The sequence below is a fragment of the Sphingosinicella terrae genome (assembly GCF_003347635.1).
In the GTDB taxonomy this organism is placed as follows: Bacteria; Pseudomonadota; Alphaproteobacteria; order Sphingomonadales; family Sphingomonadaceae; genus Allosphingosinicella; species Allosphingosinicella terrae.
This window is the reverse complement of the sequence record NZ_QDFY01000001.1, coordinates 157,832-171,643: the sequence shown is the minus strand read 5'-3', so window position 1 is coordinate 171,643 and position 13,812 is coordinate 157,832. Positions and strand designations below refer to the sequence as shown.

Sequence of the window (13,812 nt, the reverse complement as noted above, 5' to 3'; positions counted from 1 at the left end):
TGCTGGTCACTGGCGTCACCCCCGCATCTGGTTGATGTCGTCGACCGCGATGGTGCCGCGGTTGCGGAAATAGATGACGAGGATGGCCAGGCCGATCGCCGCTTCCGCGGCGGCGACGGTGAGCACGAACATCGCGAAGACCTGGCCTGTCATGTCGCCGAGGAAGGCGGAGAAGGCGACCAGGTTGATGTTGACGCTCAGAAGGATGAGCTCGATCGCCATCAGGATGATGATGACGTTCTTGCGGTTGAGGAAGATGCCGAGCACGCCGAGCACGAACAGGATCGCGCCGACGGCGAGATAGTGACCCAGACCAATCACAGCTCGACTCCCTGCCCCACCGGCGGCTGCACGTTGCGGATGGCCTCGCCGGGGCGGCGGCGCACCTGGCTCGACACGTTCTGCGGCCGCACGTCGGAGCGGCGGCGGCGGGTGAGGACGATGGCGCCGACCATGGCGACGAGCAGGACGATCCCGGCCGCCTCGAAGATGAACAGATAGCGGGTGTAGAGGAGCTGGCCGAGCGCCTCGATGTTCGACACCTCCGCCGCGGCCTCGGCCGGACGGCGGCCGGTGTCGAGCCCGCCGGCATTCCAGGCGAGCACCGCCAGCACGATCTCGGCGAGGAGGATGCCGGCGAGGCCGAAGCCCAAGGGCCAGTAGCGGGCGATGCCGGCGCGCAGCTCGGCGAAGTCGACGTCGAGCATCATCACGACGAACAGGAACAGGACGGCGACGGCACCGACATAGACGATGACCAAAAGGAAGGCGAGAAACTCGGCGCCGATCAGCAGGAACAGGCCGGCGGCGTTGAAGAAGGCGAGGATCAGCCAGAGCACCGAGTGGACCGGGTTGCGCGAGCCGATCGTCATCACGCCCGAGGCGACGACGAGGATGGCGAACAGGTAGAAGACGAAGACCTGGATCATGCCCGCATGTCTCCCGTCACCCCTGAGAAGCCAGGGGCCCAGGCAGCCGCGGCGCCTGGCTCTAGGTCAGTCCGGATTCCTGCCTTCGCAGGAACGACGATGGTGCGTTGCATGGGCCTTCGGGGCTCTTCGAATCTTGCGGCGCGATTAACGGTAGGGGGCGTCGGCGGCAAGGTTCGCGGCCAGCGCGCGCTCCCAGCGGTCGCCATTCTCGAGCAGCTTGGTCTTGTCGTAGATCAGCTCCTCGCGGGTCTCGGTCGAGAAATCCATGTTGGGTCCCTCGACGATCGCATCGACCGGGCAGGCCTCCTGGCAGAGGCCGCAATAGATGCACTTGGTCATGTCGATGTCGTAGCGGGTCGTGCGCCGGCTGCCGTCCTCGCGCGGCTCGGCTTCGATCGTGATCGCCAGCGCCGGGCAGACCGCCTCGCACAGCTTGCAGGCGATGCAGCGCTCCTCGCCGTTCGGATAGCGGCGCAGCGCATGCTCGCCCCGGAAGCGCGGCGAGATCGGATTCTTCTCATAGGGATAGTTGATCGTCGCCTTGGGCTTGAAGAAATATTTCAAGGTCAGCCAGTGCGCGAGCACGAACTCCCAAAGGGTGAACGATTTGATGTAGTGAGCGACGCTCATATCCCTTCGAACCCTTCATGAAGATTGCACCACCCGGTGGCGAATGGGCCTATCCTTGGCGGTGGCACAACACTTCGAGGCGCCTCCGCAAGCCGAATTACACGCGACGCCTGAGCAAATCCGCGTGGGGATCCGGCATAGAGCCTGAATTCAATCAGATAGCGCGCAGTGTCGGCTTCGTCGACGTCGATGGTAACGAGATATTCCCTGGTCCCGAAACCGATGGTACTCAGACGCGCCGTTCGTGAACCAGCAAACCGGTTATCTGTGTCGCTCGTCAGTTCGATCTGCACAGCAGGTGTGCGGTCATCCCCCCGCACTGGTACCAGTATCTCCCCAAATCGTCCCGCAAGCTTTAGCCCCTCCCCCTCCGCTGTCTGGAGATCGCAATCCCACGAAAGTCCCGAGAGCGGATCGGCACTGACCGGAGGCGGATTTGGGATTGGTGGCCGTGGAGGCAGCGCAATCGCCTGGCCCGCTGCCAGCACTGCCAAGACCAGGACTGGGCCGCTCACCACGGTAGCATCCCGTCGCGTTGGAGCATCAGATATCCCGAGACCAGGAACACCCAGATCAGCGAGATGGGGAGGAAGATCTTCCAGCCGAGGCGCATCAGCTGGTCGTAGCGGAAGCGCGGCACCGTCGCCTTCACCCAGCTGAACACGAAGAAGAAGAAGAAGATCTTGGCGAAGAACCAGATTATGCCGGGGACGTAGTAAAGCGGCGCCCAGTCGACCGGCGGCAGCCAGCCGCCCCAGAAGAGCACGGCGGTCATGCCGCACATCAAGAGCACGTTGCCATATTCGCCGAGCCAGAAGAGCGCGAAGCTCATCGAGCTATATTCGGTCTGGTAGCCGGCGACGAGCTCGCTCTCCGCCTCGGTGAGGTCGAAAGGCGCGCGCGCCGTCTCGGCCATGGCCGAGATGAGGAAGATCACCGCCAGCGGGAACAACAGGGGGTTGAAGCCGAAGCCGTTCAAAAAGCCGAGAACATGGCCCTGCTGGGCGGCGATGATCGCCGACAGGTTGAACGAGCCGGCCCAGAGGATCACCGGGATCAGCACGAAGCCGATCGACACCTCATAGGACACCATCTGAGCGGCGGCCCGCAAGGCGCTGTAGAAAGGATATTTCGAGTTGGAGGCCCAGCCGGCGATGATGATCCCGTAGACCCCCAGCGAGGAGACGGCGAGGAGGTAGAGCAGGCCGACATTGATGTCGGCGAGCACCATCATCGCGCCGCCCGGGCCGGGGCCGAAGGGGATCACCGCCCAGGCGATCAACGCCACGGTGAAGGTGATGATCGGCGCGATGATGAACAGGCCGCGATTGGCCGAGGACGGGATGATGGTCTCCTTGAGGAAGACCTTGAGGCCGTCGGCGAAGCTCTGCAGCAGCCCGAACGGCCCGACCACATTGGGGCCGCGCCGCAGCGCCATCGCCGCCCAGATCTTGCGGTCGGCATAGATGATCATCGCCACCGCCAGCATCAGCGGAAGCGCGATGAGCAGCACCAGGATGAGGTTGGAGACGAACCAGCCGAAGCCGGTGCCGAGCTGGGACTGGAACCAGGCGGTCATGCGACGGCTCCCGGGAAAAGCGCAACGAAGCCCTCCCCCTGGAGGGGGAGGGTTGGGTGGGGGTGCTCTGCGTCGGCGATAAGCCTCGAGCGCCGAACCCCCTCACCCCAGCCCTCTCCCCACCGGGGAGAGGGGTCCGGCGCTGCATGTGCGCTCGCCATCTGCGTCATTCCGCCGCCTCCGCAAAATCGCGGCCGTGGACGATCTCGGCCGAGCAGCGCTGCATCGTCGGCGACGAACGGGCGATCGGGTTGGTCAGGTAGAAGTCGGCGATCGGATAGGTGATTCCGGTTCCCTTCGGGATCGCCCCCGCGTCGAGCGACGGCGGGGACCAGTCGAATGCGACCAGGCCGGGCTGTGCGAAGGCCGGATGATCGCGGAACAGCGCGTCGCGCAGCTGGTGGAAATTGTCGAACGGCAGCGGCTTGCCGAGCACGTCCGACAGGGCGCGAAGGATCGCCCAATCCTCGCGGGCGTCGCCCGGCGGATCGACGGCGCGCTCGGAATATTGCACCCGCCCCTCGAGGTTCACGTAGATGCCGTGCTTCTCGCTATAGGCGGCGCCGGGCAGGACGATATCAGCGCCGGCGGCGCCGCGATCGCCATGATGGCCGACATAGACCTTGAAGCTGCCGGCGAAGCGATCGAGGTCGACCTCGTCGGCGCCAAGCAGGAAGAGGAGCTTGGGCGCCGCTTCGGCGATCGTGCCGATGCCGCCGGGCTGGGCGAAACCGAGCATCAGCCCGCCCATGCGCGAGGCGGCGGTGTGGAGGACGTTGTAGCCGTTCCAGCCCTGTCCCGTGCCCGTCGACGCGGCGTCGCGGACGAGACCGAGCGGGCCGACCAGCGCCAGTGTGGCCGCCTGCGCGCCGGGCACCTTGAGCGCGCCGGCGCCGACGATCACCGCCGGCCGCGCCGCGCCGGCAAAGGCGTCGCGCACCGCTTGCGGCAGATTGCCGAGCAGCGACAGGTCGTCGCCGAGCCGCTCGACCGGATAGGAAAGGTCGACTTCGGGCCCGATCGCGAAGATCCTGGCTCCCGCCTTCACCGCCTTGCGGATGCGGGTGTTGACCAGCGGCGCTTCCCAGCGGGGATTGGTGCCGACCAGCAGGATCGCGTCCGCGGTCTCGACGCCGGCGATACCGGTGTTGAAGTTGACCGCCGCCAGATTGGCGAAGTCATAGTCGAGGCCGGTCTGACGCCCTTCGAGCCGGCCCGAGCCCAAGGAGGCGAGCAGCTTCTTCGCGGCAAACATCGTCTCGACGTCGAGCAGGTCGCCGGCGACGGCCGCGACTTTGCCCTGGGCGCCGCGCGCGACCTCGGCGATGCGGGCGAAGGCCTCGTCCCAGCCCGCCTGCCTGAGCTTGCCGCCCTCGCGCAGCCAGGGCCGGTCGAGCCGGTTGCGCAGCAGCCCGTCGACGCAGTGGCGGGTCTTGTCGTGCGCCCACTCCTCGTTGACGTCCTCGTTGAGGCGCGGCAGCGCCCGCATCACCTCGCGCTGGCGCGCGTCGAGGCGGATGTTGGTGCCGACACCGTCCATGACGTCGATCGCCGGGACCTTGCGCAGCTCCCAGGGGCGCGCCTCGAAGCTGTAGGGCTTGGACAGGAGGGCGCCGACCGGGCAGAGATCGACGACGTTGCCGGAAAGCTCGCTGGTCAGCGCCTGCTCGAGATAGGAGGTGATCTCCATATTCTCGCCGCGATTGATCGCGCCGATCTCCTCGACCCCGGCGACCTGCTGGACGAAGCGGACGCAGCGGGTGCAGTGGATGCAGCGGGTCATCACCGTCTTGACGACGGGACCCATATATTTCTCGGTGACCGCCCGCTTATTCTCGTCATAGCGGTTGTGGCCGCGGCCATAGGCCATGGCCTGGTCCTGGAGATCGCATTCGCCGCCCTGGTCGCAGATCGGACAATCGAGCGGGTGGTTGATGAGCAGGAACTCCATCACGCCCTCGCGCGCCTTCTTGACGGCGGGCGTGGTGGTGAAGATCTCCTGGCCCTCGGTCGCCGGCAGCGCGCAGCTCGCCTGCGGCTTGGGCGGCCCGGGCTTCACCTCGACCAGGCACATGCGGCAATTGCCGGCAATGGCGAGCCGCTCATGGTAGCAGAAGCGCGGTATCTCCTTGCCCGCCATCTCGCAGGCCTGGAGCACGGTCGCGCCCTGCGGCACTTCGATCTCGACGCCGTCGACTTTGACCTTGGGCATGAACACTCCGAAACCGCCGGATGGAGGGGGCGGCGCGCCTGCCGTTAGACGCTAAAGCCGGTCATGGACAAGGCCCTAGGCGGCCCTTGCCGGGTGGAAATCTGCCCTCGGCGGCGACTCGGCGGCTCAATCCGCCGCCGGCGGGGCGGCCCAAGGCGAGGCGGCGCCGTCGCGCTGGACGACGGACCAGCGATAGAGCGATTCCGCGAGCAAAGCGCGGAAGGTCGGCATGTCCGCGTCGATCGCGCCGCCGGGGCCGACGCAGGGACCTAGAACGGGGCCCAAGGACGAGAAGGCCTGGGCCTCGCCGTCGCTGCCGGCCTGGCTCTCGAGGAAGCTTCGCACCGCCTCGGGACGCGCCGCGACCGCGCAGCCGGCGACATTCATCGCCGGCGCGAGCGCCGCCGCCTCGAGCCGGGCGTCGGCGGCCGGCGCGAGCGGCGCCGCCGCCACGGGCGTGGCCGGCGGCGCGGTCGCGGCGAACTGGCCCTCGAACAGGGCCTCGGCCAAGGCGCCGCGCAGGCGCGAGGCGGAGGTCAGCATCGGATCGCGCAGGCGCAGGCAGCGCTGCGCCGCCCGCAACAGCGATGCCGCCTGCTGCCGCTCCGCCGCCGAGAAGGGCGCCGTCGCGAACAAGGCCTGCACGCGATCGGCCTCGCGGGTTATCAGGCAGGCAGCGGCCCGGTCGACGTCGCTCGCCTCCATCGGCCGGAGCACCTCGATCTCCCCCTCGAGCGGGTTGGACGGCGGCTGCGAGGCCGGCGGCGGAGCCGGCGCGGGATCGGCATATTGGCCCGCGGCCGGCGCGGCGGCGGCGAGCGCCAGCCCGGCGAAGCCGGCAAGAGCGATCAGCGTACCCCTTCCCATCCCGCGCCCTCCTTTCGCGGGTTGACGACGGCGCCGGTCAGCGGCGGGCGTTCAGCTCGGCGCTCCAGTAACGGTACATGATGTCGTAGGCGGCCTGGGCGAAGACGCTGCGCGCCTCGGACGGGCGCACCGTGAGTTCGCCCTCGCCCCGGTGGCAGGCGGCCATGAAGGGCTGCAGCGTGGTGAGCGCCGCCGTTTCCTCGGACGATCCCGGCTGGCTGGTCAGCAAGGCGTGGGTATTGCGCGTGTCATTGCGCACGACGCAGTCGCCCCAGCGATAGAGATCGACCGGATAGTCGCCTCCGGCCGAATCCTGGACGGGCAGGTCGAGGTCGACGAGACGCTCCGGCCGCGTCGGCTGCCGGCCGAAGCGCCGGAAGTCGCGGAAGAAGAGCGCCTGGGCGAGCGCCCCGCGCATCATGATCGCGGTCGTCCCCGCCGCCGCATCGACGCAGGTCCGGGCGGGGCTGTCGGCGAGCGGCGAGAGGTCGGCCTCGTCGTCGCCCAGCGGCAGCGTCCTCAGCAGCTGAACGGCCTCGCCGCGGTCCTCGTTGAGGATGCAGCGGGCGGCCTCGTAGACGCGCTGGGTCACCGGCGATCCGTTATTGGCCAAAGCGCCCTGGGGAACGGCCGCGAGCGCGGCGGCGGAAAGTGTCCCGACGAGAAGCTTCTTCATGTCTGCCTCCTCCTTGCCCACCGAGGCGGCGGCGGAGCCCAACGCGCGATGCGCCGGGCCTGTCCGCTCCGCAGCAGCCGCAAGGTAACGCGAAGGAAGCAAGGGAAAAAGAGGAAAGTCGCCGCCCGCCGTTTCCCGGCCGGGCGGCGGGCGCCGCGCCTATTCCGCCGCTTGGAGGATCGGCTCGCCCTCGCCGCGGCGTTCGTTGATGCGGCGCTCGATCTCCGGCCGATAGTGGCGGATCAGGCCCTGGATCGGCCAGGCGGCGGCGTCGCCCAGCGCGCAGATCGTGTGGCCCTCGACCTGCTTGGTGACGTCGTAGAGCGTGTCGATCTCGTGGATCTCGGCATTGCCCTTCACCAGCCGCTCCATCACCCGCCACATCCAGCCGGTACCCTCGCGGCAGGGCGTGCACTGGCCGCAGCTCTCATGCTTGTAGAAATAGGAGATGCGGGCGATCGCCTTCACGATGTCGGTGGACTTGTCCATGACGATGACGGCGGCGGTGCCGAGGCCGGAACCCAATTCCCTCAGCCCGTCGAAATCCATCGGCGCGTCCATGATCTGCTCGGCCGGGACGAGCGGCACCGACGAACCGCCGGGAATGACCGCGAGAAGATTGTCCCAGCCGCCACGTATGCCGCCGGCGTGACGATCGATCAGCTCGCGGAACGGGATCGACATCGCCTCCTCGACGACGCACGGCCGGTTCACGTGACCGGAGATCTGGAAGAGCTTGGTGCCTTCGTTCTTCTCGCGGCCGAAGCCGGCGAACCAGGCGCCACCGCGGCGCAGGATGGTCGGGACAACGGCGATCGATTCGACGTTGTTGACCGTGGTCGGACAGCCGTAGAGGCCGGCGCCGGCCGGGAAAGGCGGCTTCAGCCGCGGCATGCCCTTCTTGCCTTCGAGGCTCTCGAGCATCGCCGTCTCTTCGCCGCAGATATAGGCGCCGGCGCCGCGATGGACGAACAGGTCGAAATCGTAGCCCGACCCGGCGGCATTCTTGCCGAGCAGGCCGGCATCATAGGCTTCCTGGACCGCGGCGAAGAGCGTCTCCGCCTCGCGGATGAACTCGCCGCGTATGTAGATATAGCCGGCGCGGGCGCGCATCGCGTAGCCGGCGAGCAGGGCGCCCTCGATCAGCTTGTGCGGATCGTGGCGGATGATCTCGCGGTCCTTGCACGATCCGGGCTCGGATTCGTCGGCATTGATGACGAGGAAGTTCGGCCGGCCCGGCGTGGGCTCCTTGGGCATGAACGACCATTTCATGCCGGTCGGGAAGCCGGCGCCGCCGCGGCCGCGAAGGCCCGACGCCTTGACCTCGTCGATGATCGCGTCCTGGCCGCGCGCCATCAGCGCCCTGGTATCGTCCCAGTCGCCGCGCGCCTGCGCCGCCTTCAGGTTCCACGGCTGGAACCCGTAGACGTTGGTGAAGATGCGGTCCTTGTCCTCGAGCATCTAGACTTTCCCGAAATATTTCTGCGCCGCGAAGTAGAGGGCGACGACGATGCCGACGATGATCAGCACGGCGGCGAGCTTGAGCGCCAGGCCGAGCAGCTTGAACAAGGCCCACAGGACGATGATCGCGACCAGCAACGTCGCGGCGGCCGAGACGACCGACTTCATGCCTGCGCTCCGGGCCGGCGCGCCATCACCACTGGTTCCGATAATCGTGATTCGCGGTCGCCATTTCCGGCAGGCTGGTCGGGCCGCCCTCGGGGCAGCTGGTCTGGCGGTCGACCTGCGGCCCGGGCTTCGGCGTCTCGCCCCGGGCCAAGGCCTCGAGGATCGCAGTCATGCTGTCGAAAGTGAGGTCCTCGTAATTGTCGTCGTTGATCTGCACCATCGGCGCGTTGGCGCAGGCGCCGAGGCACTCGACCTCGTTAAGGGTGAACAGGCCGTCCGCCGTGCTGTGCCCCTTTTTCAGTCCCTTCGCCGCGCAGGCGGCGAGAACGTCGTCGGAGCCGCGCAGCATGCACGGCGTCGTCCCGCACACCTGGACATGGTAGCGGCCGACCGGGGCCAGGTTGAACATGGTGTAAAAGGTCGCGACCTCGTAGGCGCGGATATAGGGCATGGAGAGGTAACGGGCGACATATTCGATGACCGGGATGGGCAGCCAGCCCTGGGTGTTCGTCTCCGCGCCGACCTGGCGCTGGGCGAGGTCAAGCAACGGAATGACCGCGCTGTGCTGCCGGCCGGGCGGGTAGCGGCCGACCACCACCTTCGCCTGCGCCTCGTTGTCGGCGGTGAAGGCGAAGCCGTCCCAGCGGGCGCGGATCTCGGGGCTAGCGGGAAGACGGGCGGCCTCGGCCATAAGGAAGCTTCCGGTTGAATCGTCGCGTGTTGGCGGCTCCCCTAGCCCCAAGCAGCGGGCGCGACAAGGCGAGGCGGGCGCCCGGCCCATGTCACGCTAGCGGTCGTGATGCTCCCAGCTGAGGATCCGGGTGATCGGCCCGCCCTGAGCAGCGAAGCGGACGGTGAAATGCCGTCTCTGCGCGCCCTGCCGAGAGAAGATGACCTCGCAAAGCGCGAGCGGTCCGTCGGGCCGGCAGGAGAAGTTCTCCAGGGCGAGCTCGCCGCGATTGGTCATGGACAGGTACATGGCGTGCGCGGCCGCCCTGCCCGGCGGCAGCTCGAGTTCCGTGCGCGTGCCATCCGAAACGGCGACTTCCACGCCTTCCCCGAGATATTGCATCGCGGCCTCGAGACGGCCACCATAGAGAGCCCCAATATGGCCTACCACGGCCAAGACGCTAGACGGCAGGGTCTCGGGCGGGGGCAAGGTTGGAGCCGGCGGGCCGGGAGCGGCGGGCGTGATGAACGGCAGCGGAATCGGCACGGTCGCAACGAGTCGAAGCTCCCCAATCTGCGATCCATTCACCCCGACCCGGTAGAGATCATATTCGGACTGACGATCCCTGCCGCCGCAACCAACAGCGAGTAGGGTTTCGCCGAGATCGCGAAAGAGTTCCGCGGTGCTCATCCCCCTCTGGCCAATCATGAACGCGGCCTCGGCTGGATCGATTACCCACGCATAAGCCGGGCAATGGCGGGCATCGAGCGCTCTCCTGAGGCTCTCGGCGGTCAGTGGCAACTCGCGATCCAGCACGAGCCGGGCGTTGGGATGGAACAGGCCCGCAGCGGCGGCGGTGCCCGCTTCCGGCTCCATCGCCAGACGGAGCCGTTCGAGCGGAGCTACGGCCGTCCCCTGCGCGTGAACCGGACCGGCCAACGCCGAAATGCAGGCCAGCAGCCACGGGCGCAACTTGGACATGATCAATGCGAACCCCAAGAACAGGGGCACCATCGGCCGTCGAATCGTCAGCCGCAACCCCTTTGTCTTCTTGCTGAAACCTGCAGGCGGCGGAGTGGTCAGATGCTCTCCAGCGTCGCGCGAGTATGTTCGGACGGGTTGGCGCCGGTATTCGGCTCCCCTTCCCGATCGAGCATGAGGATGTGGCACTCGCCCCTGGCGACCGGCTTGTGCTCGGTGCCCTTGGGCACGACGATCATCTCGCCCGGCGCCAGCTTGCGCAGGCCGTCGCGGAACGCGATGGCGAAATCGCCGGAGAGACAGAGGAAGAGCTCGTCCGTCTCGGCGTGGCTGTGCCAGGTGAACTCTCCCTCGACCTTGGCGACGCGGATCTCGTTGCCGTTGTAGCGGCCGACGATGCGCGGGTTCCATTGATCGGAGAAGGCGGCGAGCTTCTCGGCGAGGTTGACGACGGACGGGCCAACAGATGCAGACATGCACGTTCCTCCGGAAGAAGGTGCGGGCAGCCTATCAAATCCTCCCCTTCGAGGGGAGGGGAACCGCGCGTCGCGCGGTGGAGGGGTGTCAGCGCCGGAGTGAGTCGCGGCGTGCGCCGAGCCGGCGATGACTCAGACACCCCTCCACCAGGCTTCGCCTGGTCCCCCTCCCCTTGCAGGGGAGGATCACGCCTTCAGCGGTCGCATTCCCCGAAGACGATGTCCATCGCGCCGAGGATGGCGGTGACGTCGGCGAGCATGTGGCCCCTGGACATGAAGTCCATCGCCTGGAGATGGCTGAAGGCGGTCGGACGGATCTTGACCCGGTAGGGCTTGTTGGTGCCGTCGCTGACCAGATAGACGCCGAACTCGCCCTTCGGGCTCTCGGTCGCGACATAGACCTCGCCGGCGGGAACGTGAAAGCCTTCGGTGAAGAGCTTGAAGTGATGGATGAGCGCTTCCATCGACTTCTTCATCTCGGCGCGCTTGGGCGGTCCGACCTTGCGGTCGAGCGTCATGACCGGCCCCTCGGGCATGTCCGAGATGCACTGCTTCATGATCCGCGCCGACTGGCGGACCTCCTCGACCCGCACCATGAAGCGGTCGTAGCAGTCACCGCGGGTGCCGACCGGAATCTCGAAGTCCAGCCGGTCATAGACCTCGTAGGGCTGCGACTTGCGCAGGTCCCACGGAATGCCGGCGGCGCGGATCATCGGCCCGGAGAAGCCCCAGGCGAGCGCGTCCTCCTTGGAAACGGTGGCGATGTCGACGTTGCGCTGCTTGAAGATGCGGTTGTCGGCGACGAGACTGACGGCATCCTCGAACAGGCGCGGCAGCCGGTTGTCGAGCCAGTCGGCGATGTCGGCGACCAGCTTGACGGGAATATCCAGGCGCACCCCGCCGGGGCGGAAATAATTGGCGTGCATGCGCGCGCCGGAGGCCCGTTCGTAGAAGTTCATCAGGTCTTCGCGAAGCTCGAAGAACCACAGGTTCGGAGTCATCGCGCCGACGTCCATGACGTGGCTGCCGAGATTGAGCAGGTGGTTGGAGATGCGGGTGAGCTCGGCGAACAGCACGCGCAGATACTGCGCGCGAAGCGGGATCTCGAGCTTCAGCAGCTTCTCGATGGCGAGCACGAAGCTGTGCTCCATCGACATCGGCGAGACGTAATCCAGCCGGTCGAAATAGGGCAGCGCCTGCAGGTAGGTCTTGTACTCGCAGAGCTTCTCGGTGCCGCGGTGAAGCAGGCCGACATGGGGATCGACGCGCTCGATGATCTCGCCGTCGAGCTCGAGCACGAGCCGGAGCACGCCGTGCGCGGCCGGGTGCTGGGGCCCGAAGTTGATCGTGTAATTGGCGATGTCGGACTGGGTGGCGCCGGTGCGCTCGACCTTGGTCTCGGCGTCGGCTGGAGCCTCGGATTCCGGGGCGGGAGCGATCTGGCTCATTTCTTGATCTCGTCGGCCTTGAGCGGCGTCGGCGCGCCGGGCGCTTCGGGCTGGGCCTTCTCGTCACCGGGAAGGATATATTCGGCGCCCTCCCACGGGCTCATGAAGTCGAAGCTGCGGAAATCCTGGGCGAGGCTGACCGGCTCGTAGACGACCCTCTTCTGCTCCTCGGAATAGCGCATCTCGACATAGCCGGTGAGCGGGAAGTCCTTGCGAAAGGGAAAGCCGCGAAAGCCGTAATCGGTGAGGATCCGCCTCAGGTCGGGATTGCCGTCGAAGATCACGCCGTAGAGATCGAACACCTCGCGCTCGAGCCAGCCGGCGACCGGAAAGAGATTGACGACGCTGGGGACCGGCTTTTCCTCGTCGGTGGTGACGCGGATGCGCAAGCGGTGGTTCCGGGTGACCGAGAGCAGGTGATAGACGACGTCGAACCGCTCCGGCCGGGAGGGATAGTCGACGCCGGCAATCTCCATCAGCTGCTGATATTCGAAGCGGTCGCGGAGCGTCCGGATGACCTCCGCGACGCTTTCCCGGGCGACGTCGATCGAGACTTCGCCGACCTCGTCCTTGGCGGAGAGGAAGGCGTCGCCGATCGCGGCCTTGACCTCGTCGACCAGGCCTTCGCGGGCGGGGATGCGGGGGACGTGGTTGTGCATGTCGGCGCGTGCCCCTTACCGCTCGATCGTGCCTTCGCGGCGGATCTTCCGCTGGAGCTGCATGATCCCGTAGAGCAGGGCCTCGGCGGTCGGCGGGCAGCCCGGCACGTAGATGTCGACCGGCACGATCCGGTCGCAGCCGCGAACGACGCTGTAGCTGTAATGATAATAGCCGCCGCCATTGGCGCAGCTGCCCATGGAGATGACGTAGCGCGGCTCCGACATCTGGTCGTAGACACGCCGGAGCGCCGGCGCCATCTTGTTGCACAAGGTGCCGGCGACGATCATCACATCCGACTGGCGCGGGCTAGCGCGGGGCGCGGCGCCGAACCGCTCGAGATCGTAGCGCGGCATGTTGACGTGGATCATCTCGACCGCGCAGCAGGCGAGACCGAAGGTCATCCACCAGAGCGAGCCGGTGCGGGCCCACTGGAACAGGTCCTCGGTGGTGGTGACGAGGAAGCCCTTGTCCTGCACCTCGGAGCTGATCTGGTTGAAGATGTAGGGATCCGGCTGCTGGAGGTCGGCCGGGCGCTCATTCTCGTGGCGCGGATCGAGGATCACTCCCATTCCAGCGCTCCCTTCTTCCAGGCATAAGCGAAGCCGAGGCCGAGCTCGACCAGGAAGATCATCATCGCGAACCAGGCGACCCAGCCGGCATCGAACACCGATACCGCCCAGGGGAAAAGGAAGGCCGCCTCGATGTCGAAGATGATGAACAGGATGGCGACGAGATAGAAGCGGACGTCGAACTGGGCGCGGCTGTCCTCAAAGGCCGGAAAGCCGCATTCATATTCGGCGAGCTTGTCGGGATAGGGCCGGGCGGCGCCGGTCAACTTCGCGACGATCATCGGCAGCACGACGAAGGCGAGCGACAGCCCCAGGGCGACGCCCAGGAACAACAGGATCGGCAGATAATCGGAGGCGACGGACGCCATGGAGAGACTCCGGAACTTCGGTTGCGGCGGCTTCTAGGACAGCGGCCCCGCCATCGCAACCGCCTCGGATGGAGAAGATTTCCGGGTCGCTGGAGTTCCCTCGCGGGCCGCGCGA

The 13,812-nt window shown here is 67.0% G+C and carries 16 protein-coding genes; all 16 read right to left on the bottom strand.

Annotated features, from left to right (window positions below):
- Window positions 1–15 precede the first annotated feature (15 nt).
- Entirely contained in the window at window positions 16–321 is a 306-nt protein-coding gene (nuoK, locus tag DDE10_RS00870; RefSeq protein ID WP_114950844.1) for an NADH-quinone oxidoreductase subunit NuoK, read from the bottom strand.
- Window positions 318–929 (bottom strand): NADH-quinone oxidoreductase subunit J, encoded by a 612-nt coding sequence (locus DDE10_RS00865; protein ID WP_114950843.1) that lies wholly within the window; start codon window positions 927–929, stop codon window positions 318–320. Before DDE10_RS00865 ends, nuoK begins: the two co-directional genes overlap by 4 nt.
- Before the next feature lie 147 nt (window positions 930–1,076).
- Window positions 1,077–1,562, bottom strand: a complete 486-nt coding sequence (nuoI, locus tag DDE10_RS00860) for an NADH-quinone oxidoreductase subunit NuoI (RefSeq protein WP_114950842.1) — start codon at window positions 1,560–1,562, stop codon at window positions 1,077–1,079.
- Between the two features lie 511 nt (window positions 1,563–2,073).
- Complete coding sequence (nuoH, locus tag DDE10_RS00855; RefSeq protein ID WP_114950841.1) at window positions 2,074–3,141, bottom strand: NADH-quinone oxidoreductase subunit NuoH; 1,068 nt, start codon at window positions 3,139–3,141, stop codon at window positions 2,074–2,076.
- A 166-nt stretch (window positions 3,142–3,307) separates the two neighbouring features.
- Window positions 3,308–5,353 carry an NADH-quinone oxidoreductase subunit NuoG gene (gene nuoG / locus DDE10_RS00850; protein WP_114950840.1) on the bottom strand — a complete coding sequence of 682 codons (2,046 nt, stop codon included), beginning with the start codon at window positions 5,351–5,353 and terminating at the stop codon, window positions 3,308–3,310.
- A gap of 126 nt (window positions 5,354–5,479) precedes the next feature.
- Window positions 5,480–6,220, bottom strand: coding sequence for a hypothetical protein (locus DDE10_RS00845; protein ID WP_114950839.1), 741 nt, complete (start codon window positions 6,218–6,220; stop codon window positions 5,480–5,482).
- Between the two features lie 37 nt (window positions 6,221–6,257).
- Complete coding sequence (locus tag DDE10_RS00840; protein ID WP_114950838.1) at window positions 6,258–6,896, bottom strand: hypothetical protein; 639 nt, start codon at window positions 6,894–6,896, stop codon at window positions 6,258–6,260.
- A 159-nt stretch (window positions 6,897–7,055) separates the two neighbouring features.
- Window positions 7,056–8,357 (bottom strand): NADH-quinone oxidoreductase subunit NuoF, encoded by a 1,302-nt coding sequence (nuoF, locus tag DDE10_RS00835; protein WP_114950837.1) that lies wholly within the window; start codon window positions 8,355–8,357, stop codon window positions 7,056–7,058.
- A complete protein-coding gene (locus tag DDE10_RS23265) occupies window positions 8,358–8,525 on the bottom strand; it encodes a hypothetical protein (protein WP_162806174.1) in 168 nt (55 codons plus the stop codon). It lies immediately after the preceding gene.
- A gap of 25 nt (window positions 8,526–8,550) precedes the next feature.
- Window positions 8,551–9,216 (bottom strand): NADH-quinone oxidoreductase subunit NuoE, encoded by a 666-nt coding sequence (gene nuoE / locus DDE10_RS00830; protein ID WP_114950836.1) that lies wholly within the window; start codon window positions 9,214–9,216, stop codon window positions 8,551–8,553.
- A 96-nt stretch (window positions 9,217–9,312) separates the two neighbouring features.
- Window positions 9,313–10,233, bottom strand: a complete 921-nt coding sequence (locus tag DDE10_RS00825; protein WP_162806172.1) for a hypothetical protein — start codon at window positions 10,231–10,233, stop codon at window positions 9,313–9,315.
- 41 nt (window positions 10,234–10,274) lie between these two features.
- Window positions 10,275–10,652 carry a cupin domain-containing protein gene (locus DDE10_RS00820; RefSeq protein ID WP_114950834.1) on the bottom strand — a complete coding sequence of 126 codons (378 nt, stop codon included), beginning with the start codon at window positions 10,650–10,652 and terminating at the stop codon, window positions 10,275–10,277.
- 194 nt (window positions 10,653–10,846) lie between these two features.
- The gene (locus DDE10_RS00815) at window positions 10,847–12,100 is read right to left on the bottom strand and encodes an NADH-quinone oxidoreductase subunit D (RefSeq protein ID WP_114950833.1); all 1,254 of its coding nucleotides are present in this window, start codon (window positions 12,098–12,100) and stop codon (window positions 10,847–10,849) included.
- The gene (locus tag DDE10_RS00810) at window positions 12,097–12,759 is read right to left on the bottom strand and encodes an NADH-quinone oxidoreductase subunit C (protein ID WP_114950832.1); all 663 of its coding nucleotides are present in this window, start codon (window positions 12,757–12,759) and stop codon (window positions 12,097–12,099) included. Before DDE10_RS00810 ends, DDE10_RS00815 begins: the two co-directional genes overlap by 4 nt.
- A gap of 15 nt (window positions 12,760–12,774) precedes the next feature.
- Entirely contained in the window at window positions 12,775–13,329 is a 555-nt protein-coding gene (locus DDE10_RS00805; protein WP_114950831.1) for a NuoB/complex I 20 kDa subunit family protein, read from the bottom strand.
- Window positions 13,320–13,697: an NADH-quinone oxidoreductase subunit A gene (gene ndhC / locus DDE10_RS00800; protein ID WP_114950830.1), complete on the bottom strand. Its 378-nt coding sequence runs from the start codon at window positions 13,695–13,697 to the stop codon at window positions 13,320–13,322. The genes DDE10_RS00805 and ndhC overlap by 10 nt, the downstream gene beginning before the upstream one ends.
- Between the last annotated feature and the right edge of the window lie 115 nt (window positions 13,698–13,812).

Coding starts and splice junctions, on each gene's coding strand:
- DDE10_RS00810 (WP_114950832.1), bottom strand. CDS start 12,759: ATGCACAACCACGTCCCCCGCATCCCCGCCCGCGAAGGCCTGGTCGAC.
- DDE10_RS00805 (WP_114950831.1), bottom strand. CDS start 13,329: ATGGGAGTGATCCTCGATCCGCGCCACGAGAATGAGCGCCCGGCCGAC.
- DDE10_RS00840 (WP_114950838.1), bottom strand. CDS start 6,896: ATGAAGAAGCTTCTCGTCGGGACACTTTCCGCCGCCGCGCTCGCGGCC.
- nuoI (WP_114950842.1), bottom strand. CDS start 1,562: ATGAGCGTCGCTCACTACATCAAATCGTTCACCCTTTGGGAGTTCGTG.
- DDE10_RS23265 (WP_162806174.1), bottom strand. CDS start 8,525: ATGAAGTCGGTCGTCTCGGCCGCCGCGACGTTGCTGGTCGCGATCATC.
- nuoH (WP_114950841.1), bottom strand. CDS start 3,141: ATGACCGCCTGGTTCCAGTCCCAGCTCGGCACCGGCTTCGGCTGGTTC.
- DDE10_RS00815 (WP_114950833.1), bottom strand. CDS start 12,100: ATGAGCCAGATCGCTCCCGCCCCGGAATCCGAGGCTCCAGCCGACGCC.
- DDE10_RS00865 (WP_114950843.1), bottom strand. CDS start 929: ATGATCCAGGTCTTCGTCTTCTACCTGTTCGCCATCCTCGTCGTCGCC.
- DDE10_RS00820 (WP_114950834.1), bottom strand. CDS start 10,652: ATGTCTGCATCTGTTGGCCCGTCCGTCGTCAACCTCGCCGAGAAGCTC.
- nuoE (WP_114950836.1), bottom strand. CDS start 9,216: ATGGCCGAGGCCGCCCGTCTTCCCGCTAGCCCCGAGATCCGCGCCCGC.
- nuoF (WP_114950837.1), bottom strand. CDS start 8,357: ATGCTCGAGGACAAGGACCGCATCTTCACCAACGTCTACGGGTTCCAG.
- DDE10_RS00845 (WP_114950839.1), bottom strand. CDS start 6,220: ATGGGAAGGGGTACGCTGATCGCTCTTGCCGGCTTCGCCGGGCTGGCG.
- nuoG (WP_114950840.1), bottom strand. CDS start 5,353: ATGCCCAAGGTCAAAGTCGACGGCGTCGAGATCGAAGTGCCGCAGGGC.
- ndhC (WP_114950830.1), bottom strand. CDS start 13,697: ATGGCGTCCGTCGCCTCCGATTATCTGCCGATCCTGTTGTTCCTGGGC.